The 20,593-nt window shown below is 71.0% G+C and carries 18 protein-coding genes; 4 read left to right on the top strand and 14 right to left on the bottom strand.

Annotation, left to right across the window (positions count from 1 at the left end; genetic code table 11):
• Positions 1-2: 2 nt before the first annotated feature.
• From ABZ862_RS11240 to ABZ862_RS11185, 12 genes are all read right to left on the bottom strand, one after another.
• Positions 3-2,603: a tetratricopeptide repeat protein gene (locus tag ABZ862_RS11240; RefSeq protein ID WP_360955764.1), complete on the bottom strand. Its 2,601-nt coding sequence runs from the start codon at positions 2,601-2,603 to the stop codon at positions 3-5.
• Entirely contained in the window at positions 2,600-3,934 is a 1,335-nt protein-coding gene (locus ABZ862_RS11235) for a hypothetical protein (RefSeq protein WP_360955762.1), read from the bottom strand. Before ABZ862_RS11235 ends, ABZ862_RS11240 begins: the two co-directional genes overlap by 4 nt.
• A gap of 159 nt (positions 3,935-4,093) precedes the next feature.
• Positions 4,094-5,062 (bottom strand): glutamate ABC transporter substrate-binding protein, encoded by a 969-nt coding sequence (locus ABZ862_RS11230; RefSeq protein ID WP_360956087.1) that lies wholly within the window; start codon positions 5,060-5,062, stop codon positions 4,094-4,096.
• Between the two features lie 86 nt (positions 5,063-5,148).
• Positions 5,149-6,600: a hypothetical protein gene (locus ABZ862_RS11225; protein ID WP_360955760.1), complete on the bottom strand. Its 1,452-nt coding sequence runs from the start codon at positions 6,598-6,600 to the stop codon at positions 5,149-5,151.
• A 390-nt stretch (positions 6,601-6,990) separates the two neighbouring features.
• Entirely contained in the window at positions 6,991-8,037 is a 1,047-nt protein-coding gene (locus ABZ862_RS11220; protein WP_360955758.1) for a BadF/BadG/BcrA/BcrD ATPase family protein, read from the bottom strand.
• On the bottom strand, positions 8,028-9,293 hold the full coding sequence (locus tag ABZ862_RS11215; protein ID WP_360955756.1) for a 6-phospho-beta-glucosidase: 1,266 nt from the start codon (positions 9,291-9,293) through the stop codon (positions 8,028-8,030). The genes ABZ862_RS11220 and ABZ862_RS11215 overlap by 10 nt, the downstream gene beginning before the upstream one ends.
• Positions 9,294-9,300: 7 nt before the next feature.
• Positions 9,301-10,194 (bottom strand): carbohydrate ABC transporter permease, encoded by an 894-nt coding sequence (locus ABZ862_RS11210; protein WP_360955754.1) that lies wholly within the window; start codon positions 10,192-10,194, stop codon positions 9,301-9,303.
• On the bottom strand, positions 10,194-11,141 hold the full coding sequence (locus tag ABZ862_RS11205; RefSeq protein ID WP_360955752.1) for a sugar ABC transporter permease: 948 nt from the start codon (positions 11,139-11,141) through the stop codon (positions 10,194-10,196). Before ABZ862_RS11205 ends, ABZ862_RS11210 begins: the two co-directional genes overlap by 1 nt.
• Positions 11,141-12,487, bottom strand: coding sequence for an ABC transporter substrate-binding protein (locus tag ABZ862_RS11200; protein ID WP_360956085.1), 1,347 nt, complete (start codon positions 12,485-12,487; stop codon positions 11,141-11,143). The genes ABZ862_RS11205 and ABZ862_RS11200 overlap by 1 nt, the downstream gene beginning before the upstream one ends.
• Before the next feature lie 103 nt (positions 12,488-12,590).
• Positions 12,591-13,841: an ROK family transcriptional regulator gene (locus tag ABZ862_RS11195; RefSeq protein WP_360955750.1), complete on the bottom strand. Its 1,251-nt coding sequence runs from the start codon at positions 13,839-13,841 to the stop codon at positions 12,591-12,593.
• 225 nt (positions 13,842-14,066) lie between these two features.
• Entirely contained in the window at positions 14,067-14,690 is a 624-nt protein-coding gene (locus tag ABZ862_RS11190; RefSeq protein ID WP_360955748.1) for a Uma2 family endonuclease, read from the bottom strand.
• A 247-nt stretch (positions 14,691-14,937) separates the two neighbouring features.
• Positions 14,938-16,044: a mechanosensitive ion channel family protein gene (locus ABZ862_RS11185; protein ID WP_360955746.1), complete on the bottom strand. Its 1,107-nt coding sequence runs from the start codon at positions 16,042-16,044 to the stop codon at positions 14,938-14,940.
• Between the two features lie 317 nt (positions 16,045-16,361).
• Between ABZ862_RS11185 and ABZ862_RS11180 the strand changes: the two genes are divergently transcribed.
• Positions 16,362-16,898: an HNH endonuclease gene (locus ABZ862_RS11180; RefSeq protein WP_360955745.1), complete on the top strand. Its 537-nt coding sequence runs from the start codon at positions 16,362-16,364 to the stop codon at positions 16,896-16,898.
• A 118-nt stretch (positions 16,899-17,016) separates the two neighbouring features.
• On the opposite strand, the gene ABZ862_RS11175 is transcribed toward ABZ862_RS11180, so the two are convergent.
• Positions 17,017-17,469, bottom strand: a complete 453-nt coding sequence (locus tag ABZ862_RS11175) for an ATP-binding protein (RefSeq protein ID WP_360955743.1) — start codon at positions 17,467-17,469, stop codon at positions 17,017-17,019.
• Positions 17,470-17,606: 137 nt separating this feature from the next.
• Here ABZ862_RS11175 and ABZ862_RS11170 point away from each other — a divergent pair, with 137 nt between their 5' ends.
• Together ABZ862_RS11170 and ABZ862_RS11165 are read left to right on the top strand one after the other, a co-directional pair.
• A complete protein-coding gene (locus ABZ862_RS11170; protein WP_360955741.1) occupies positions 17,607-18,488 on the top strand; it encodes a helix-turn-helix transcriptional regulator in 882 nt (293 codons plus the stop codon).
• Positions 18,489-18,491: 3 nt separating this feature from the next.
• Positions 18,492-18,743: a DUF397 domain-containing protein gene (locus tag ABZ862_RS11165; protein WP_360955739.1), complete on the top strand. Its 252-nt coding sequence runs from the start codon at positions 18,492-18,494 to the stop codon at positions 18,741-18,743.
• 422 nt (positions 18,744-19,165) lie between these two features.
• On the opposite strand, the gene ABZ862_RS11160 is transcribed toward ABZ862_RS11165, so the two are convergent.
• Complete coding sequence (locus ABZ862_RS11160) at positions 19,166-19,936, bottom strand: transposase (RefSeq protein ID WP_360955737.1); 771 nt, start codon at positions 19,934-19,936, stop codon at positions 19,166-19,168.
• Between the two features lie 93 nt (positions 19,937-20,029).
• On the opposite strand from ABZ862_RS11160, the gene ABZ862_RS11155 reads away from it, so the two are divergent.
• A complete protein-coding gene (locus tag ABZ862_RS11155) occupies positions 20,030-20,581 on the top strand; it encodes a hypothetical protein (RefSeq protein ID WP_360955735.1) in 552 nt (183 codons plus the stop codon).
• Positions 20,582-20,593 lie beyond the last annotated feature (12 nt).

The following is a 20,593-nucleotide window of genomic DNA, read 5'->3' as shown; positions in this document are numbered from 1 at the left end:
CGTCACACCCACGTCCGGGGGCGGTAACGGTTGGCACGTTCCACCAGGTCGATCCTCTCCTCGCCGCCCGTGGCCAGCCGGGCCAGCGTGCGGTACGAGCGCTCCAGGCCGAACCTGAGGCCCCGTTCGTCCAGTTCACTGCCGAGCAGCACGCGCCCGTCCACCCCCGGGGGCACGGAACCCCGGCTACCGGAGAGTACCCAGTCGAGCGCGCTGCCGAGGACCTCCGCCGACAACTGCTCCCGGCGCGCCGGGTCCAGACCGTAGGCGTCCAGCGCCTCCACCTGCGCCGAGGCCGCCGTCAGGTCCGCCAGGAACGGTGTGTCGGCCGCCGTGGCGCCGCGCCGGCGCAGTCTCGCGCGTACGGCCGCCACCCGCGCCGCCGTGTAGTGGATCGACGACTCCGGCACCGACTCCAGCGTCCCCACGGCACTTCGCCGGTCGCCCCCGGCCAACTGGACCCGGGCCAGGCCGAACGCGGCGCTCACGAAGCTCGGGTCGGTCGACCACACCAGGCGGTAGTACTCGGCGGCGTTGTCCAGCTGGCCGAGCACCTCCGCGCACAGGCCGAGCGCCAGCTTGGGCGCCGTCTCCCCGGGGAAGGCGTCGTAGATCGCGTCGAAGGACAGCGCCGCGCCCTCGAAGTCACCGGTGACCAGCGCCGCCACGCCCCGGTACCACACCACCCGCCAGTCGTCGGGCCGTTCGTCCTCCAGCGTGCCCAGGGCCGTCAGCGCCGCCTCGGTGTCACCGTTCTCCAGCCAGGCACGGATCTGCCGCAGCCGGGTCTCCACCGACGGCGCCGGAGCGGCGGCGAGGACGGCGATCAGCTCGGCGGGCCCGGGGGCCAGCAGGCCGGCCAGGAAACCGGCGTTGGGGTCGGCCGGATCGACCCGCGGGACGGGCAGGGCGAGGCCGGCCGCCCTGGTGGCGACCGGCCTGACGAGGCCCTCGGGCGAGCCGGACAGCGCCCCCGGCTGCGCACCCGCGCCCGGCCGCGCCCCCGGCAGCGGGGCCGGGCCGTGCTGCCCGCCGTTCAGCGCCACCCGGGAGGATTTCCGTACCCACGCCCCCCGCACCGCCGTCCGGGCCGCCCGCGATCCGAGCACCGACACATCGCCGTCCAGCTTCGGGAACAGCTCGGTGTCCGTGACCCGCATCTCGGGCCCGAACAGCGTGGAGAGCGACGGCCGCGCGCGGCCCGTCTGCAACGACACGACCTCCCGCAGCACGCCCGTCAGCTGCTCGGCCATCTCCTGCGCGGAGGCGAACCGGCGCGCCGGATCCGGGTCGGTGGAGCGCACCAGGAGCCGGTAGAACGACTCGTAGCGGCGGAACACCTCGATGGTGTCCGGGTCGGGCAGGGAGTCCACGAACATGTTCGTGTAGCCGTGGAAGTCGAACGTCAGCACCGCGAGCGTACGGCCCACCGTGTACAGGTCGGACGCCACCGAGGGGCCCACCTCGGAGACCTCGGGCGCCTGGTAGCCGACCGTGCCGTAGATCGCCGACTCGTCGTCGTCCATGCGGCGCACGGCGCCCATGTCGATCAGCTTCAGCTGGTCCTCGGTCTGGATGGCGTTGTCGACCTTGAAGTCGCAGTACAGCAGATTCCGGCTGTGCAGATGACCGAGGGCTTCGAGGGCCTCGATGCCGTAGGCGCAGGCCTGCTCCACCGGCAGCGGATCGCGTCTGCCGTCCTCGGCGCGGCGGGAGTTGGCGATCTCCTTCAGCGACTTGCCGCCGACGTACTCCATGACGATGTAGCCGTCGAGGGAGCCGGTGCGCTGGTCGAGGTGCTCGACGAAGTTGTAGATCCGCACGATGTTGGCGTGCTCGATCTCCGCGAGGAAGCGCCGCTCGGAGATCGCCGCCGCCATCGCGTCCTGGTCGCCGGTGTCCAGCAGACCCTTGAGCACCACCCAGCGGTCCGCCACGGCCCGGTCCACGGCGAGGTAGATCCAGCCCAGACCGCCGTGCGCCAGACAGCCCGCCACCTCGTACTGGCCGTGCACCACGTCACCGCCGCGCAGCTTCGGCACGAACGAGTACGGGTTGCCGCACTCGGTGCAGAAGCCCTCCGTACGGCCCGGCCGGTCACCGCGCGAACGGCCCACCGGCGCACCGCAGTCGGAGCGCGAGCAGAACCGCTTGCGCTCGGGCACCTCCGGGTCGTCCAGCACCATCGCGCGCGGGTCGGGCCGCGGCACCTCCGGCACCTCCACCAGGCCCGCCCCGAGCCGGCTGCGCGAACCGCCGCCGGTGGAGGTGCCCGAGCTGCGCACCGACACCGAACGCCCGCTGGAGCTGCCGGACAGCGAACGCGACAGCCGCCCCGACACCGAGCGCCGTGACCTGGACGACTGCGACGACGTACGGGCCGATCGCGCGGAGCGCGCACTGCCGGTGCCGCCGGTGCCTTCGGGGCCGGTGCCTCCCGTACCCCCGGCACCTTCCGCACCCGCACCCCCGCCCGCGGCCGCGGCCTTCGCCGAGACGACCGGGGCGAGTCCGCAGGTGTCGCAGTACAGCTCACCGCCGCCCACGTCCTCGTAGGCGCCCTCGCACCCCGGCCGCTGGCAGCTCTGTCCCGACCGGCTCATCCCGACTCCCCCCTGTGGTCCTCGGGCCCGGCCTGTCCGGGCACCCCCGGGCCGCCGCCGAGCAGTTCGGCCGCCGTCCGCTGGTAACGCAGCACCGCCTGCTCGGCCACCCGCAGGTCGCAGGGCGCGCTCCACAGCATGCGGCGCGCCACGTCGTACCGCTCCGTCAGCAGCGGATCCTCCGCCAGACCGTGCCGGGCCACCTTCGCCCGGTACGCGTCGAGCCGGCCGCGCAGCTCGGCGCGCACCGCCAGCGGCGCGGTGACCGCCGTCAGCGACTCGCGGGCGCGCAGCAGTTCGTCCTCCGCCCGCTGCTCCAGCGCCTCCAGCAGCGGGGACAACCGGTGCCACTGGGCCTGTCTGCGGTACTCGGCGGCCGTCGACAGCTGCTCCTGGAGCACGGTCGGCGGTCCGCCGACCACCGGCACCTCGGTCGCGGCGATCTTCGCCAGCACCTCGCCGCGCGCGGCGCGCGCCTCCGCCAGGGTGCGGTCCGCGCGGCTGAGCAGATCGCGCAGCTTCACGAGCCGCTGCTCGGCGTCCTGACGGACCGTGAGCACGGCGTCGATCTCCCGGCGCACCTCCTCCAGGGCGCGCGCCTCACGGTCGTACACCGTGGTGTCCGGTCTGCCGCCGCCGGGCGCCGAACTGCCCGGTGCGGGCGTCCAGAACGCCAGCGGGTCGCTGACCACCTGCTCGCGCAGCCCGGTCAGGGTGCGCGTGATGCGTTCCAGGTCGTCGCCCGCAGGGTGCTCGCCGGGACGGACACCGACCGAGTGCGCCAGGCGGCGGGTGCGCTGGAGTTCGGCGGCCAGTAAATCTATCCGGGCGGGCAGCGCGGACCACACCGCGTCGGCGCTGACGACCACGTCCAGCGACGTCGCGTACAGGTCGTTCATCCGGTCGACCAGCGCGGCCAGCGAGTACCGCTCGCTGAGCCGGCCCGGAGTGCCGTCCGGGCCGGTCGCGCCGGCCGCGGCCACGGTGGAGCCCGCGACCGTGACGCACTCGCCGCGCAGCAGTTCGGTCAGCTCCGCCAGGTCCTCCCGGCTGGACCAGCGGCGCCGGGCGCGGATCTCCCGCGCGGTGCGCAGGGCGCCCGCGTAGGCGTCGAAGTACGCCCACAGCAGGGTGATCGACGCCTCGGTGGCCGCCCACCGCTCCTTGGTGACGCCGGTCAGCCCGGCGCCCTCGAGGAGTCTGCGGCCCGCGTGGTCCTGGAGGGCGAGGAGGGAGGTCTCGATCGCCTCGTGCTCCGCGCCGAGCCGCGCCAGCGCACGGTCCACCTCGTCCCGGTCCAGTACCGGCCCAGGGGGTCCCGTGACGCCCATCGATCACCTCTCGCTACTGGTCTCGCTGCCGGTCTCGTCGCTGGTCAGTGTGCTCGTCCGCGTGCTGTTCAGTGTGCTGTTCAGTGTGCCGGTCCGTGTGGTGGGTCCGTGGTGGCCCGTGTGCGCTGCCGTGGCCGTGGCCGTCCCGCCGTCGTCACGTCACCGGTAGTGCGCCTCGGGCGGGTTCGCCGAGTCGGAGTCCTCACCCAGCGTCGGGGACAGCCACTTGTCGTACGAGTCCTTCCAACCGCCGCTGCTGCGGTACTCCTCCAGTGTCCGGTTGACCCGGCGTACCAGATCACCGGCGGTCAGTTTCATCGCCACGCCGTAGTACTCGCTGGTGAAGCTGGTGCCCTTCAGCTCGACCGTCGGGTCCTGCGCGGCCTGGCTGGCGGCGAGCGCACCGTCGGTCACCACCGCGTCCGCCTCGCCGAGCTGCAGCCGCACCAGGCAGTCCAGCTGGTTGGGCACCGTGACGATCTTCGTGCTCGACGGTATCCTCCCCGCCTGCCGGTCCGCGGTGATCTTGTCGTACGCCGTGGAGGTGGCCGCCGTGCACACCCGCTGGCCGGCGAGCGTCCCGTCGTACCCGGTGATCGCCGAGTTCCGCGGGGCGAGCACCTGCTGGCCGGTCCTGAAGTACGGCGCGGAGAACCGGACGTCCTCGAGCCGGTCGCAGGTGATGGTCATGGTGCGCACCACCATGTCGACCTGGTCGTTCTGGATCGCCGGGACCCGCTGGTCGGTGGGGATCGCCTGGAAGTGGATCTTCTGCTGGTAGTCCGCGCCGCCGAAGATGTCCTTCGCGATGGCGTACGCCAGGTCGATGTCGAACCCCTCCAGTTTGCCGGAGGGGTTGTTGGGGTTGAGATAGCCCCAGCGGTAGCTGTTCTGGTCCACGCCCACCCGCAGATAGCCGCGCTCCTCGATGGCGGCGACCGTCTGTCCGCCGGCGCCGGACGGGGCCAGGCTCTGGTCCTGCGCGGTGGCGTCGTCGCACTGCCCGGCCCTGGTCTGGGTGCCCCGTGCCGTTCCCCGGCCGGCCGGCCCCGGCGCGCCGTCGCCGTGCGACTGGGTCAGCGGCAGCAGCAGGACGAAGGCGAGCGCGAGGACGCAGACCGCCGCCATCGCCCCCACTCCGCCCCAGCCCCGCAGACCGGCCCGGAGCCGCTTCGGGAATGCGCGCGCCCGTGTCGTCACGTCCACGTCCCCTTTCACCGGTACTCCGACAGCCTGCGGCCGACGCCCAGCACGGCACCGGCCGCGGCCAGCGCGGCGAGCACCGCCGCGCCCGCGACGAGACCGCTCATCGCGTCCAGGCCGTCGCCCGCCGCCGACCTGAACTCCTGTGTCTCGTGCGTCAGCGCCTTCGCCAGGGACGTGTCGACGTTGTCGAAGCACACGCTCGTCGAGGTCTTCTGCGACGCGCCGATCACCCGGTCCCTGGCCTGCTGGTACTCGCCCTTGTCGTTCAGCGCGCTCGCCTGTTCGTGCCGGTCCTTCCACGCCTTCATCGACGTGTTCGCGACCTTCACCGGATCACGGCCCGCCGTGTCGTCGGCGAGCGCGTCGGCCTGGCCGAGCGTCTTCGCGAGCCGCGCGATCTCCTGGTCGTAGCCCCAGTTGTAGGCGTCGACGAGCGAGCCGTCCGCCAGCTTCTTCGTCTCGGCGCCGCGGCTGACCAGGACGAGGTTCTCGTCGCTGCGCGCCTTGAGGGAGGCTATCTGCGCGTCGTGCAGCACGTTCAGCGAGCGGACCCCGTGGTCGTAGGAGTCGTTCAGACCGGCGCGCGCCACGGTGTGCCCGACGACCATCCACAGCAGCACCACCAGGGTGGCTCCGCTGGCGGTCACCAGGCCGTGGTTGAGGACCCGGTTGGTGCGCAGGAAGGTGCGCCGCTGGGCCCAGCCGAGCGCGCCGAGCGCGACGACGCCGAGCGCCATCGCGGCCCACGGGTACGGGGTCGCGTCGTCGTAGTCGGCGCGCAGCCGCTGGTTCTCCCGCTGGTAGAGGTCCTGGGCCTTGGGCAGCATCCGGTTCTGCAGGGTGTCGTTGGCCAGCCGCAGATAGGCGCCGCCGACCGGGAAACCCTGGCGGTTGTTGGCGCGGGCCGACTCCACCAGGCCCTTGTAGCGCGGCAGCAGCTCGTTGAGCTGGGCGATGGTACGCGCCGAGGGGGAGCCGGGGTCGGTGTTGGCGGCGGCCGTGACCAGTTTGGCGGCGGCGGTGCGCACGTCCTTCTCGTACCGGTCGCGGGTCTCCGGGGTCTCCTGGAGCCCGGCCAGGTAGCCGCTGGCGGCCATGGTGTCGGCGTCGGCGAGCGAGCGGTAGATGTCGGCCGCGTCGGAGCTGAGCGGCTGACTGCTGTGCAGCACGTCGTCCGCCGCGCTCTGCCTGCTGTCGGTCTGCCAGGCGGCGACCGCGCCGAACGCGACGACCACCAGGGCCAGTACGGCGCCGATGACGCGCAGCCTGCCCGGCTCGGTCACCGCCGCCGCGCGCAGCTGGTCGAGGCCCTCCATGAACGCCGTACGGCGCGTGGTGCCCCCCGGCGGGGGAGGCGTGCGCGGTGCGGTGGGCACGGGGTGCCCCCGTGGTGGTGCGAGCGGCGTCGCGGGTGCTCCCGAACCCGGCGGCGCCGTGGTGCCCTTCGGCGTCTGTGTCACTGCTGACCTCCCCCATGGTCATCCGTCGCCGCTAGTATCGCTGCCGCCGCTGACAATGGCACCGGGGTTTGCCCTATGGGCCGGTGCGCCTCGCCCTCCGGGCCGGTACGGAGTCTTTCACCACCCCTGCTGATGAATACGACGGGGAGAGGGGATCGGTTCCCCCGAGCCCCCGATGACGTGCGTGGACGGCGAGATCAGGGGCGGCCGGGCGGCGATCGGGGCTGCCGCCGCCCACCCGGGCCGTCCGGGCCGTCCGGACCGTCCGGGCCGGGCGCGGGTGCGCCGCGGCGGGTCGCGCGGTTCCCCGCGCCCCTTTCCGACCGGTCCTGTCGGCCGACCGGTCCCGCGGGCCGTGTCCGGAAGCACCGCGTGCGCGCCCGCACCGGTTCACCGCGTGCGCGCCCGCTCACCGGTTGCCGCCGCCTCGGCCGCCGTGGTGAAGTGCGCCCGTACCCGGTCCAGGGCCTCCGGTCCCGCCCTCACGCCGTCCAGCCCCAGCAGGGCCGCGCCCAGGACCGGAGGGGCCGTCACCACCCGTGCCGTGGCCTTCGGGGCGCGGACGGCGAGGAGTTCCCGTACGCGGCCGTCCAGCTGCGCGTGCCCCGCGGCGAGGACGCCGCCGCCCAGCACCACCGGGGTCTCCTCGTCCAGGAGGTCCAGGCGGGTCAGTGCCACCGCCGCCATGGTCACCACCTCCTCCGCCAGCCGGTCGACGACCGCGCGGGCCACCGGGTCGCCGGCGGACGCCGTGGTGAACAGCACCGGTGTCAGCTCGTGCCGGCGTCCTGCCGGGACGCGGCCCAGGTGCAGGGCCTCGATGAGCGCGTACATGGAGCCGAGCCCGAAGTGCGCCGGGAGGGTGCGGGAGAGGGCGGTGGGCTCGCCGCGGCCGTCCTCCGCGCGCGCCGCGAACCACAGCGCCTCCTCCGCGAGTCCCCAGCCGCCGCCCCAGTCACCGGAGATCCGGCCGAGCGCCGGGAAGCGGGCGGTGCGGCCGTCGGGGCGCATGCCGACGCAGTTGATGCCCGCCCCGCACACCACGGCGACGCCGCGCGGCTCGTCGACCCCGGCCCGCAGGATCGCGAAGGTGTCGTTGCGGACCTCCACCCGCGCCCCCCAGCCGCGTGCCGTCAGCGCCGCCGCCAACTGCTCCTCCTCCACGGGCAGATCGGCGTTGGCGAGGCAGGCCGAGACCTGCTCGACGGCATGGACGCCCGCGGTGCGGCAGGCCCGTGCGACGGCCTCCGCGAGCGTGTCCACCGCCGTCTCCACGCCCACCGCCGGGGGCCGGAACCCGCCGCCGCGGGCCGTGGCGAGGACCCGCCCGTCGCCCGCCACGACGGCCACGTCGGTCTTGCTGTTGCCCGCGTCGACGGCGAGGACGGCCGCGGTGCCGTCCGCCCCGGCGGCGGGGACGCCCGAGGTCAGGCCCACGCGAGGTGCTCCCGGTTGTGCGCGATCAGCCGGTCGGTGAGGGCGTCGGCACAGGCGTACTGGCCGACGAGGGGGTGGGTGAGCAGCGCCCGGAACACCCGGTCGCGTCCGCCGCGCAGGGCGGCGTCGAGGGCCAGGTCCTCGTACGCGGTCACGTTCGCCGTCAGGCCCGCGTACAGCGGGTCCACCTCGCCCACCGGCAGCGGCACCGCCCCCTTGGCGCCGACGGCCGCCTGGACCTCGATCACCGCGTCGTCGGGGAGGAAGGGCAGGGTGCCGCGGTTGTACGTGTTGACGACCTGGTAGGTGCTGCCGCCCCCGCCGAGCAGCGCGGCCGCGAGGTCGACGGCGGCCTCGGAGTAGTAGGCGCCGCCGCGTTTCGCGAGCAGCGCGGGCTTCTCGTCGAGCGCCGGGTCGGCGTACATGTCGAGCAACTGCCGCTCCATGGAAGCGACTTCGGCGGCGCGGGACGGCTTGGTGCGCAGTTCGTCCACGACCTCGTCGTGGGCGTAGTAGTAGCGCAGGTAGTACGACGGGACCACGCCGAGCCGGTCGAGGAGCGGGCGGGGCAGCCGCAGGTCGGCGGCGATGGTGTCGCCGTGCGCGGCCAGCAGACGGGGCAGCACGTCGTCGCCCTCGGGACCGCCGAGTCGTACACCTGTCTCCCAGGTGAGGTGGTTGAGGCCGAGGTGATCGAGGTGCACGTCGTGCGGTGCCACGCCGAGCAACGCGGCGAACTTGCGCTGGAGGCCGATCGCCACGTTGCACAGTCCCACCGCCCGGTGTCCCGCCTGGAGCAGGGCGCGGGTGACGATGCCGACCGGGTTGGTGAAGTCGATGATCCAGGCGTCCGGGTTGGCGCGGCGCACCCGTTCGGCGATGTCGAGGACGACCGGCACCGTGCGCAGCGCCTTGGCGAGGCCGCCCGCGCCGGTGGTCTCCTGGCCCACGCAGCCGCACTCCAGCGGCCATGTCTCGTCCTGCTGCCGGGCCGCCTGCCCGCCGACGCGCAGCTGGAGCAGCACCGCGTCCGCGCCGTCGATCCCGGCGTCGAGGTCGGCGGTGGTGACGACCCGGCCCGGGTGCCCCTGCCGCGCGAGGATGCGCCGGGCCAGCCCGCCGACCAGTTCCAGCCGTCCGGCGTCCGGGTCGACGAGGACCAGCTCCTCGACCGGCAGGGTGTCTCTCAGCCGCGCGAAGCCGTCGACGAGTTCGGGGGTGTAGGTCGAGCCGCCGCCGACCACGGTGAGTTTCATGAACGATTCAACCCTTCACTCCGGTGAGGGTGACACCCTCGACGAACGCCCGCTGGGCGAAGAAGAACACGAGGATCACGGGGGCCATGACCAGAACGGTGGCGGCCATGGTGAGGTTCCAGTCGGTGTGGTGCGCGCCCTTGAACGACTCCAGCCCGTACGACAGCGTCCAGGCGCCCGGGTTCTCCGAGGCGTAGATCTGCGGGCCGAAGTAGTCGTTCCAGGCGTAGAAGAACTGGAAGAGCGCGACGGCGGCGATGCCCGGCCTCGCCATCGGCAGGACGACCCTGAGCAGCGTCCTGAGGTCGCCGCAGCCGTCCACCCTGGCCGCGTCCAGGTACTCGTCGGGGATCGTCATCAGGAACTGCCGCAGCAGGAAGACGGAGAACGCGTCACCGAACGCCATCGGGATGATCAGCGGCCACAGCGTCCCGGAGAGGTCCAGCTGCTTCGCCCAGAAGAGGTACATCGGGATGATGACGACCTGCGGGGGCAGCATCATCATGGAGATCACCAGCATCAGCGCCGTACTGCGCCCCGGGAAGCGGAACTTGGCGAGCGCGTACGCCACCGGGATCGACGATGCGACGGTGAGGACGGTGCCGAGACCGGCGTAGACGAGCGTGTTGCGCCACCAGGTGAGGAAGCCCGGCGTGTCGAACACCGTCCTGTAGTTGCCCCACTCCCAGGTGCGCGGGATCAGGTCCCGGCTCAGTGCCTGGGAGTCGCTCATCAGCGAGGTCAGGAACACGAACACGAACGGCAGGGTGAAGAACAGGGCGGCGGCGACCCCGAGGGAGTGCACGGCGATCCACTCCAGCAGCGCCCGGCGCCGGGCCGTGCGCTCGGCGGGGGTGACCGGTGCCTTCAACCGCACCGGTTTGTCGAGGACTTGCGTCATCAGTCACCTGCCTGGACGAGGCCGCCCCGGCGCCGCATCAGCAGCGCGGTGAACATCATCGACAGGGCGAACAGGACGAGGGCCACCACGCACGCGGAGCCGTAGTCGAAGCGCTGGAAGCCGAGGTTGTAGACCAGTTGAGGGAGGGTGAGGGTGGACTTCTCCGGATAGCCGGGCTCGAACTGGGCGCCGGCGCCCTGGATGACGCCCGAGGCGACCTTCCCGGCGATCAGGGGCTGGGTGTAGTACTGCATGGTCTGGATGACCCCGGTGACGACCGCGAACATCACGATCGGCGAGATGTTCGGCAGCGTGACGTAGCGGAACCGCTGCCACGGGGACGCCCCGTCCAGCTCGGCCGCCTCGTACTGCTCCCTGGGCACGTCGAGCAGCGCGGCCATGAAGATGACCATCAGGTCGCCGACGCCCCACAGGGCGAGCAGGGTGAGCGCGGGCTTGGACCAGGCGGGGTCGTTGAACCACGCCGGGGCCGGGACGCCGAACTTCTCCAGGATCGAGTCGACCGGCCCCGTACCGGGGTTGAGGAGGAACGCGAAGGCCATGGTGGCCGCGACCGGCGGGGCCAGGTAGGGCAGATAGAAGAGGGTGCGGAAGACACCCGTACCCGTCTTGATCTTCGTGATGAGCAGCCCCACGCCGAGCCCGAACAGCACCCGCAGCGTGACCATCACCAGGACCAGCCACAGGGTGTTGCGCAACGCGGGCCAGAAGTAGGGGTAGTTCTCGAAGACGTACGTCCAGTTCCTCGTCCCGCTCCACGTCGGCGCGCGGAAACCGTCGTAGTGCATGAAGGAGAAGTAGACCGTCGAGACCAGCGGATACGCGAAGAACACGGCGAAGCCGATGATCCCGGGCGAGAGGAAGGCGACCGTACGGAGCGCCGCCCTGCGGCGCTTCGACGTGAGTGTGACGGTGACGGCGCTCATCACTGCTTCGCCTGGGCGATGTCCGTGTCGATCTGCCGCGCGGTGGCGGCCAGACCCTTGTCGAGGTCCTTGGCCCTGCCGCTCTCGTAGTCGAACCCGAAGTTCTGGATCGTGGCGAGGTAGACACCGCCGTTGACGGACGCGGGGGTGGTGGTCGACGCCGGGTTCGCCGCGATGTCCAGGAACGTCTTGAAGCGCGGATCGTACGTCAGCTTCGGGGACCTGAGGGCGGCGAGGGTGGACGGCACGTTGTGGATGCCGTTGGAGAAGTTCACCACCGCGTCGGTGTCCGTGGTGATGTACCTGACGAACTCCCAGGCAGCGTTCTGCCGGTGGCTGGTGGCGGCGATACCGGTGATCGTGCCGGTGATGTACCCCTTGCCGTACTGGTCCTCCTGGCCGTCCGGGACGGGCAGCGGGGCCACGCCGATCTCGAACCCCGGCTTGGCGGCCGTCGCCATCCCGAGCCGCCACTCGCCGTCGAGCTGCATGGCGACCTGGCCGGTGTGGAAGGGGTGCTTGTCGCCCCACTCGTCACCGAGGGTGGCCCGGTACTTCTCCAGCCGCTGGAAACCGCCGAGCCCGTCGACGAGCTTCTTCTGGAGGGTGAAACCGGCCTTGAACGCGGGGTCCTCGGCGAGGTTCGACCTGCCGGCGGAGTCGAAGTACGCCGGGGAGAACTGGGCGAAGTAGTGCTCGGTGGTGGTCTCCCAGCCGTGGTAGTCCGGCATGAACCCGAGCTGCTTGTAGCCGTCGCCCTGCCGGACCGTCAGTTTCCTCGCGTCGGCCAGGAACTCGGACCAGGTGCGGGGCGGACTGGTGATACCGGCCTTCCGGAAGGCGGTCTTGTTGTAGTAGAGACCGTACGCGTCGCCCAGCAGCGGGGCGGTGCAGCGGTCGCCGGCGTACTGGGTGTACTCGTTCATCGCCTTCGGGAACGTCGTCCCCGGGTCGATGCCCGCCTTCTCGAAGAAGGGGTTCAGGTCGACCAGCGCGCCCGAGGAGCAGAACTTGCCCACGTTGTTGGTGGTGAAGGAGGAGATGACGTCCGGGGCCTTGCTGCCGCCGCCGCGCAGCGCCTGGTTGATCTTGTCGTCGGTCATGTTGCCGACGACGTTCACATGAATGTTGGGGTGCGCCTTCTCGAATCCGGCGACCAGTGTCTTCACGGCCTTCACCTCGCCGGGGGCGCTCCAGGCGTGCCAGAAGGTGATGGTCGTCTCCTTGGAGGTGTCGTCGTCGGCGCCGGAGGAGGACTGACCGGTGCAGGCGGAGGCGGCGAGCAGCACGGCCGAGACGGACAGGGCGAGAGCCGCCCTCCGGGCGGGACGGGCCGCGCGGGGCATGACGTGGGACAGGGCGTCGGGCAGGGCGTCGGGCATGACTGGGTCTCCCTGGGACGGGACGGTGAGGGGATGCCGGGCGGGTCGGAAGGTGAGGACGAGGGCGTCAGCGGGCGGCGGAGGTGTCGAAGACCTCGTCGCGGGTGACGGTGAGCGCGCGTTCCAGCGCGCCGCGCAGCACGGGATGCTCGCGGACGTCGCCCACCACGAGACGGGGCCGGGAGGCGGCCAGCTCCTCCAGCTCGGCCTGTACGAGCGAGCGCAGCGCCTCGCCCCCGGCGGTGAGGGAGGTGCCGCTGAGGACGACGAGTTCGGGGTCGAGGACGGAGACCAGCGAGGCGAGACCGGTGGCCAGCCGGGTCGCGTAGGTGTGCAGGAACCGCAGATGCGGCTCGTCGGCGCGGTCCGCGGCGGTCCCGCCCAGGATGTCGGCGCGGTCGGCCGCCGAGGCGACGAGGGCGGCGGCGACGTCGGTGTACGGCCCCGCCGGGACGCCGGTGACGCCGAGGTCCCGGGCGAGCCCCGGGAGGGCCTGGGACCCGGCGAGTTCCTGGTAGCCGCCGCTGTTGGCCCTGGTGACCTGCCGCACCAGCGGGGCGCCCGGTACCGGCAGGAAGCCGACCTCACCGGCGCCGCCGGTCCAGCCGCGGTGCAGCCGCCCGCCGAGGACCAGGGCGGCGCCGAGACCCTCCTGGTTCCACAGCAGCACGAAGTCGCCGTGGCCGCGGGCGGCGCCGAGCCGCTGCTCGGCGAGGGCGACGAGGTTGACGTCGTTCTCGTACTCCACCGGCAGGGGCAGGGCGGCGGCCAGTTCGCCGAGCAGCGCGGGGGAGTGCCAGCCGGGCAGATGGGAGGCGTACCGCAGCCGCCCGGTGCCCGGGTCGAAGGCGCCGGGCGTGCCGATGACGAGCCGCCGCAGATCGGCGCGGGCCAGCCCCGCCGCCTTCACGGCGCCGTCGAGGGCGTCGGTGACCTGCCGTACGACGCTCTGTCCGGCCCGCCGCCCAGGGGTGTCCAGCCGGTACTCCCCGACCGTGCGCCCGGTGATGTCGGCGACGGCGGCACGGATGCGCACCGGGTTGACGTCGAGCCCCGCGGCGTAGGCGGCGGCCGGATTGACCGAATACAGCTGGGCGCCGGGCCCCGGCCGCCCCTCACTCGTGCCGGTGACGACGACGAGCCCCGCCGCCTCGAGGCGGGCCAGCAGCTGGGACGCGGTCGGCTTGGACAGCCCGGTGAGCTTCCCGACCCGGGTGCGGGACAGGGGCCCGTGCTCCAGGAGCAGATCCAGGGCGGCGCGGTCGTTCATGGCGCGCAGGACACGCGGGGTGCCCGGCGTACCGGCGGTTCCTGCCATACGTGACGCCACCTGCCCTTCCCGGTGACCCACCCTTCCAGCGCCGCGGAAGGGCTGTCCACTCGACGATCAACATGTGATCACCCCGCGGACACTGTTAGGAAAGTTTCCTATCGGATGCGAGGAAGGTAGGACCTCGCTGGAGCCACCGTCAAGAGCAACCGCCCCCCCGGGCGACGGAGTCGTCACGTGAGGACGCCGCTGCCCGGTTCCGGCGGGGGTGAGTCAGAGATCCTGGAGAAAGGGTGCCGTGTCCAGGACGGGGTACGGCTGGGGCAGCTCGAGGGGCTCGCCCAGGTCCACCTTGGTCTCGTCGTCGTAGTACGCCTCGGTGGGGTCCTCGCCCGGGAGGATCGGGGTGGAGTAGCAGTGTGCCGTCCTGGTCCTGCGGTTGATCAGGACGTAGACCGGGATGCCCGCGGCGGCGTATGTGCGGAGCTTGGGGCCGGTGTCGGTCCAGTGGTTGGACGAGGTGACCTCGCCGACCAGGGCGATCATGTCGGCGGGGTACCAACCCTTGTGGACCTTGCGGTACGACTCGTCGAGTTCGGAGGCCCTGCGGCGGCGCACGTAGAAGTCCGGGACGATCAGCGACATGGTGCCGCCGTCCTTCTTGGCGGCCCGGTAGCCGTTGCCCATGCCCACGAGGCGGAATCCGGCCGCGCGGAACTGGTATCCGAGCTCGAAGGCGCCGTCGTTGTGGTTGTCATCCGGTTGCGGCGGCACGATGACCGTCCCCTCGACGTACTCGGGTCGAATCGGCACGGGGGATGCCTCTTCGATCGCGCTCAACAGGTCGATGGGGTCCACCTGCGTCATGACCGGCTCCATGATCGGTTCGGCGCTCATCGCGGTTCTCCTCGTCATGCTGGTGCCAGGCTAAGCCCGCGTCGGGTGCCCCGGCAGAACAATGGCGGCGACGCGCTCACCGCGCCGGAGAACGGTGCCTGATCACTCGAATGAGTGTGCAGAGCCGTTCTGGTTGCCGTTCGTGAGCCGGGTACTGGCCGGGTACTGGGCCGGATACGCGGAGAAGCGGCGTCCGAATCCGCCCGGACGCCGCTTCTTGGGAGACCTGTTCCTGCGAGCTCGTCCGCTACCGCGTCGGCGGGCGCTGCGGCCCTATCGGGGCCGTCGCCTGGACCTGCGGGGAGTCGGCGTTGGAGTAGACCGACGGGGCCGCGACGGACGCCGTGGGGTCGGCCGGGTCCTCCTCCGGTACGGCCGTCGCGCCGCCCACGATCGGGATGTCGGCGGCCGAGAAGGCGTGCTTCACGCGCCAGCGCAGCTCACGCTCGACGGCCACCGACTTGCCCGGCATGGTCTTGGCGGAGATGTGCACCACCATCGAGTCCAGCAGCACGCTGTCCAGACCGAGGACCTCGATCGGGCCCCAGAGCAGCTCGTTCCAGGGCTCCGACTTGCTCATCTGCTCGGCGACCTCGTTCAGGGTCCGCCTGACCTTGTCCAGGTCCTCCGATGCCTTCACGGTCACATCCACGCCCGCCGTCGCCCAGCCCTGGGACAGGTTGCCGATGCGCTTGACCTCGCCGTTGCGGACGTACCAGATCTCGCCCTCGGCCCCGCGCAGCTTGGTCACCCGCAGCCCGACCTCGATGACCTCACCGCTGGCGACGCCCGCGTCGATCTGGTCGCCGACGCCGTACTGGTCCTCCAGGATCATGAACACGCCGGACAGGAAGTCCGTGACGAGGTTGCGGGCGCCGAAACCGATGGCCACGCCCGCGACACCGGCGGAGGCCAGCAGCGGGGCCAGGTTGATCTCGAAGGTGGCCAGCACCATCAGCGCGGCCGTGCCGAGGATCAGGAACGACGCGACCGACTTCAGCACCGAGCCGATCGCCTGGGAACGCTGGCGGCGCCGCTCGGCGTTCACCAGCAGCCCGCCCAGCGTCGTCCCGTCGACCGCCTGCGCCGTGCGGTTCATCCGGTCGATCAGCTTGGTGATCGACCGCCGCACCACCGTTCTCAGCACGCCCGCGATCACCAGGATGAGCAGCACCCGGAGACCGATCGCGAGCCAGGTCGACCAGTTCTGCTCGACCCAGCTCGCGGCGTTGGTCGCGCTCTCCTGGGCGTCCTGGAGCGTGGGCACCACCGGCGCCGCCGACCCGGAAGGGGTCGGAGAGGGCGACGGTGACGGCGACGAACCGGCGGCCGTGAGGACGGCGGACAAAGACACTAAAAGGCACCTCCAGGCGTTGCACCGCCCCGCCGGCGCGAAGGGCAAGGTCACGAAAAGATCACCGGAAGGGCAGGACCACCACACTAACGGGGCATTGTGTGTGCGCCCGACCGCGGTGTGAAGCACGCCCCCGGCGCACGGGGGCTTGAACAGGCCACGGACCTGGGGATGTATGGAGGGCGTAGGAGGGTGTGGTCGAAAACACTCCCGGCCCGTTACCGGCAGATGGTGGCGCGTCCACCAGGCATGAGGGGAAACTGACAGCAGATCGTCCCGGCGCGAGCCACGCGCCGCCGGCGTAATAGGAGGCATCCGTGCCGCATGTCCTGGTCCTCAACGCGTCGTACGAGCCACTCGGCGTCGTACCGCTCCGCCGCGCGCTCATCCTCGTCCTGGAGAACAAGGCCATCAGCCTCGAGGAATCCGGCGCCTATATGCACAGCGCGACCGTCACAGTCCCCGCACCCAGCGTGGTCCGGCTCAAGCGATTCGTCCGGGTTCCCTACCGCGGGCCCGTTCCTCTCACCCGGCGGGCGCTGTTCGCCCGCGACGGGGGCCGGTGCATGTACTGCGGTGGCGTCGCAACCAGCGTCGACCACGTCATCCCGCGCAGCCGCGGGGGCAAGCACGTCTGGGACAACGTGGTGGCCTCGTGCCGCCGCTGCAACCATGTCAAGGCCGACCGTCACCTCGTCGAACTCGGCTGGCGCCTGCGCCACAAACCCGCCCCGCCCACCGGCCTCGCCTGGCGCATCATCGGCACCGGCCACCGGGACCCGCGCTGGCTGCCCTACTTGCAGCCGTACGGCGCGGACGACGCCATGGCCCGGATCGACGGCATCCCCGCCTGACGATCCGGGCCTTCGCACACGTACGGCCGCGATGCGGCTGCCCGCCGTGAGATGCCGGGCAGCCGCACCGGGGTCGCACGGCTCCGCGGTGTGCGCTGCCCGGGGTGCGTCGGTGCCGTCACCCTGACGTCTCGCTGAGTGCCGGCGGGGCGCCCGCGCCGGAAGCCGGGACGGGTTCCCACTCGGCCCAGACCGTCTTGCCGACCCCGCCCCGCGGGCACACCCCCCACTTGTCGGCGAGCGCCCCGACGATCGCCAGCCCCCGCCCGAACTGCTCCCCGTGACACGCGTCCCGGGCCTCTGGCAGCCGCTCACCACGGGGATCACTCACCTCGATCCGCAGCCCCGCGGCGTCGGCGGCCAGCCGCACCCGGATGAGCCGGTCCCGCAGGCTGCCGTGCAGCAGCGCGTTGGTCAGCACCTCGGACGCGACGACGGCGATGTCGTCGGCGCGGGCCCGGTAGCCCCACTCGACGGCGAGCCGGGCGACGCGCTGCCGGGCGAGGGGGACGCTGCGGGTGGTGGGGGTGTAGTCGAGCTGGTCCTCGTGGAGGAGGGGGTGAGTGGGCATGCGGTTACCTCCGGCGGTTGCGCTGAGTAGGTGCCTGGGTGCCGAAAGTAAGGGCGGGGAGCTGATGGGTGCAAGCGTCTCGGAGACAATTGTCTCTATCGAGTGACGTGGAGCAGGTTCACAGGGAGACTTGGTCGGTGACTCGTACCTCACCCTTGGGTAATCGGACGTCAACTGTGCTGGGTCGCAGGCTCGGTGGTGAGCTGTTGCGCTTGCGTGACGCTGCGGGCAAGACCCAACGCCAGGCGGGCGATGCCATCAACGCATCGAACTCGAAGATCGTGAAGATGGAACAAGGCTGGGTTCCCATGCGTGACCCGGACATTCGGGCGCTCTGTGTCTTCTACGACGTGGCCGACCATGAGGCGTCACGACTGCTGGACCTGGCCAGGCTGGACCGCGAACGCCGCAGGGCGCGGGGATGGTGGCAGCACTCACCCCACCCCGGCACACTGTCCGAATACCTCGCGCTGGAAGACGCCGCCAACCGAGTGCGTACGTGGCAACTCTCCCTGGTCCCGGGCCTCTTCCAGACCGCCGAGTACGCCCGCTCCCTGGCGGTCAGCGAAGGCGCCGGGGTGTGGGAGGACCCCGATGACATCGAGCGTCTGGTCGAGATCCGCATGCGTCGTCAGAACCGCCTCCACGAGGAACGCCCTCTTCACGTGTACGCGCTTGTGTGGGAGGCGGCACTACGGCAGTTGGTCGGCGGAGCCGACACCATGCGCGCGCAGCTCGAACACCTCTTGGAGGTGGCCAAACTGCCTCATGTACGTCTTCAGGTGCTGCCGTTCCGCGCGGGCGGCCACCCGTGCATCCCGGGCTCGTTCTCGATCATCTCGTTCGCTGAGGCGGAAGCCGTGGACGTGGTCCATGCCGACACCATCGCGTCTACTGTCTGGGTGGAGAACGCGGGGGAGAGCGTCACGTACAGCAAGTTCTTCGAACGTACGGCTCGACTGAGCCTTGCCCAGCGCGACTCGGTTCTGTTGATCGACGCGATTCGTCAGGAGATCTGACCCATGCAGAGTCTCGACTTCGTGAAGTCCAGCTACAGCAGCACAGCCGGTGAGTGCGTCGAGGTGGCCCGCAACCTCGCCCATAGGGTCGCCGTCCGCGACTCCAAGTCCCCCGACGGCCCCGTAGTCCGCCTCGCTCCAGATGCGTGGGCAAAGTTCACCGAGTCGCTGAACTGGCCCGCGATCGACGTGAGGCTGTTGCGCTTCCCGGAGAAACACCGGATCGATCCACCTGTGCGCCGTGAACCCCATTGAGTCGACCTTCTCTACCGTCCGGCTGTGGACCAAGGCCCCCGTGGCGCCGACTCCAGCACCGGCGCCCTGGCCATGGTCTTCTTCCTGGGAGGGGTGGTATCCGCCTGAAGGCAACCCGGCCGACCCGTTGCGTGACCTCAGTCGGCGTACTTCGACCCTGTCGTGGCGGCGGCCGGGCTGACCGATGTCACCACGTACGACCTCCACGCCTCGCAAGACACCTCGGTCGCCGACCGGTGTGGCGTTATGGCCGCTGCGCACCGCCTCCGCCACTCGAATGTGAGGGTCACCACCCGGCACTATGCCTCCTAGGCCAGCGGTCGCCGGTCGTGTAAGACCATGACTTGCGCGCGCCTAAGGGCTGTCCCGCAAAGATCTTGAGGTTGCCTCGGGCATGGTGGGCCGCTGTGCGGCCCGCTTACCTATCCGGTGAGAGCGAGGTTGTGCATCCTGGCGATGCCGAGCATGGCGTGGTGGACGCCGTCACCTTTGAGGCGACAGTCGCGGAGGATCTTCCAGGTCTTCATGCGGGCGAAGACATGCTCGACACGGGCTCGGACCTGCTTGTGGGACTTGTTGTGCTGCTCTTTCCAGTCCGGAAGTTCACTCTGGCCCTGCTTGCGGCGATGCGGGATGACCAGTCCGGTGCCCGGGTAGCCGCCGTCGGCGATCGTGACCGTGTTGCCGACGGCATCCTTGGCGCCTGACTCTTCCCATGCCTTGCAGTCGTTGCGGTTCCCGGCGAGCGGTCGGCCGACCACAACGACCAGGCGGGTGTCGGCGTCGATGACAACCTGATGGTTGGTGGAGTACCGGTAGTTCTTCGACCGCTCGGCGATCGTGTGGTCGCGGGTGGGCACCAGGGTGCCGTCCACGATGAGCACGGCGTCCTTGGCGAACCGCTTGCGGATCTGGAGTGCGAGCAGGGGACCGAGGTGGTTGATGACTCGGCCGGCCGTCGACTTCGAGACGCCGAACAGCGGAGCGAGCTGCCGCAACGTCAGATTGGTTCGCCAGTAGGCCGTGACCAGCAACACCCGGTCCTCCAACGGCAGGCTCCACGGCCGACCTCGGTGGACCACATCTGCCCCATCGCGCCGCAGCGTGGTCAGCAGTTTGCCGAAGCAGCGCGGGCTCAGCCCCGCGAACGGGGTTATCCAGGACGGCTCCGATGCCGTGATCACACTCGCCACATCATGATCATCACTCAGGCTGGCTCAATACCGAGACGATGCCACAGTTACGCTGATCGGGGCAGTCCACAATGCGCAAGACCGGGGGAAACCGTGAACCGACCACTGTTGTTCCTCGACGTGGACGGGCCGCTCAACCCTTACGCGGCCAAGCCGGAGAAGCGTCCACACGGCTACATCACACTCAGAGTCCCCCGGAACGACTCCCATGAGGACGACAAGGGCCTCTCGTCCCGACGACGTCCCCTGCGTGTCTGGCTCAACCCAGAGCACGGACGAATCCTGCCCCAGCTCGGCTTCGAACTGTGCTGGGCCACCACATGGATGGACGACGCCAACCGGTGGATCGCACCAGTGCTCGGCCTTCCGGAACTTCCCTTCGTCGACTTCGGCGACGTCCTACTCCAGGAACGCCCTGATGGAGTTCACTGGAAAACCGGCCCGCTGGTGAACTACGCCAATGGCCGTCCTTTCGCCTGGGTGGACGACGAGCAGAGCGAGCTGGATCAGACCTACGTGACCGCCCAGCATCAAGGTCCCGGCCTCCTCCACCACGTCAACCCACGGATCGGCCTACGGGAGAACGACTTCCGCGCACTCGCCGACTACGCCCGGTCCCTGAACACCTCACGAACCACCGGCTGAGCACCTCACCAG

It is taken from the genome of Streptomyces sp. NPDC047000, from assembly GCF_040644295.1.
Lineage (GTDB): Bacteria > Actinomycetota > Actinomycetes > Streptomycetales > Streptomycetaceae > Streptomyces.
The sequence above is the reverse complement of the archived record's forward strand: the minus strand, read 5'-3'. Positions and strand labels throughout refer to the sequence as shown.

What these genes read in the sequence shown, in the direction of transcription:
- ABZ862_RS11210 (WP_360955754.1), bottom strand. Translation starts at nt 10,194, where the DNA reads ATGACGCAAGTCCTCGACAAACCGGTGCGGTTGAAGGCACCGGTCACC.
- ABZ862_RS11205 (WP_360955752.1), bottom strand. Translation starts at nt 11,141, where the DNA reads ATGAGCGCCGTCACCGTCACACTCACGTCGAAGCGCCGCAGGGCGGCG.
- ABZ862_RS11230 (WP_360956087.1), bottom strand. Translation starts at nt 5,062, where the DNA reads ATGGCGGCGGTCTGCGTCCTCGCGCTCGCCTTCGTCCTGCTGCTGCCG.
- ABZ862_RS11240 (WP_360955764.1), bottom strand. Translation starts at nt 2,603, where the DNA reads ATGAGCCGGTCGGGACAGAGCTGCCAGCGGCCGGGGTGCGAGGGCGCC.
- ABZ862_RS11195 (WP_360955750.1), bottom strand. Translation starts at nt 13,841, where the DNA reads ATGGCAGGAACCGCCGGTACGCCGGGCACCCCGCGTGTCCTGCGCGCC.
- ABZ862_RS11200 (WP_360956085.1), bottom strand. Translation starts at nt 12,487, where the DNA reads ATGCCCCGCGCGGCCCGTCCCGCCCGGAGGGCGGCTCTCGCCCTGTCC.
- ABZ862_RS11165 (WP_360955739.1), top strand. Translation starts at nt 18,492, where the DNA reads ATGCAGAGTCTCGACTTCGTGAAGTCCAGCTACAGCAGCACAGCCGGT.
- ABZ862_RS11175 (WP_360955743.1), bottom strand. Translation starts at nt 17,469, where the DNA reads ATGCCCACTCACCCCCTCCTCCACGAGGACCAGCTCGACTACACCCCC.
- ABZ862_RS11190 (WP_360955748.1), bottom strand. Translation starts at nt 14,690, where the DNA reads ATGAGCGCCGAACCGATCATGGAGCCGGTCATGACGCAGGTGGACCCC.
- ABZ862_RS11235 (WP_360955762.1), bottom strand. Translation starts at nt 3,934, where the DNA reads ATGGGCGTCACGGGACCCCCTGGGCCGGTACTGGACCGGGACGAGGTG.
- ABZ862_RS11215 (WP_360955756.1), bottom strand. Translation starts at nt 9,293, where the DNA reads ATGAAACTCACCGTGGTCGGCGGCGGCTCGACCTACACCCCCGAACTC.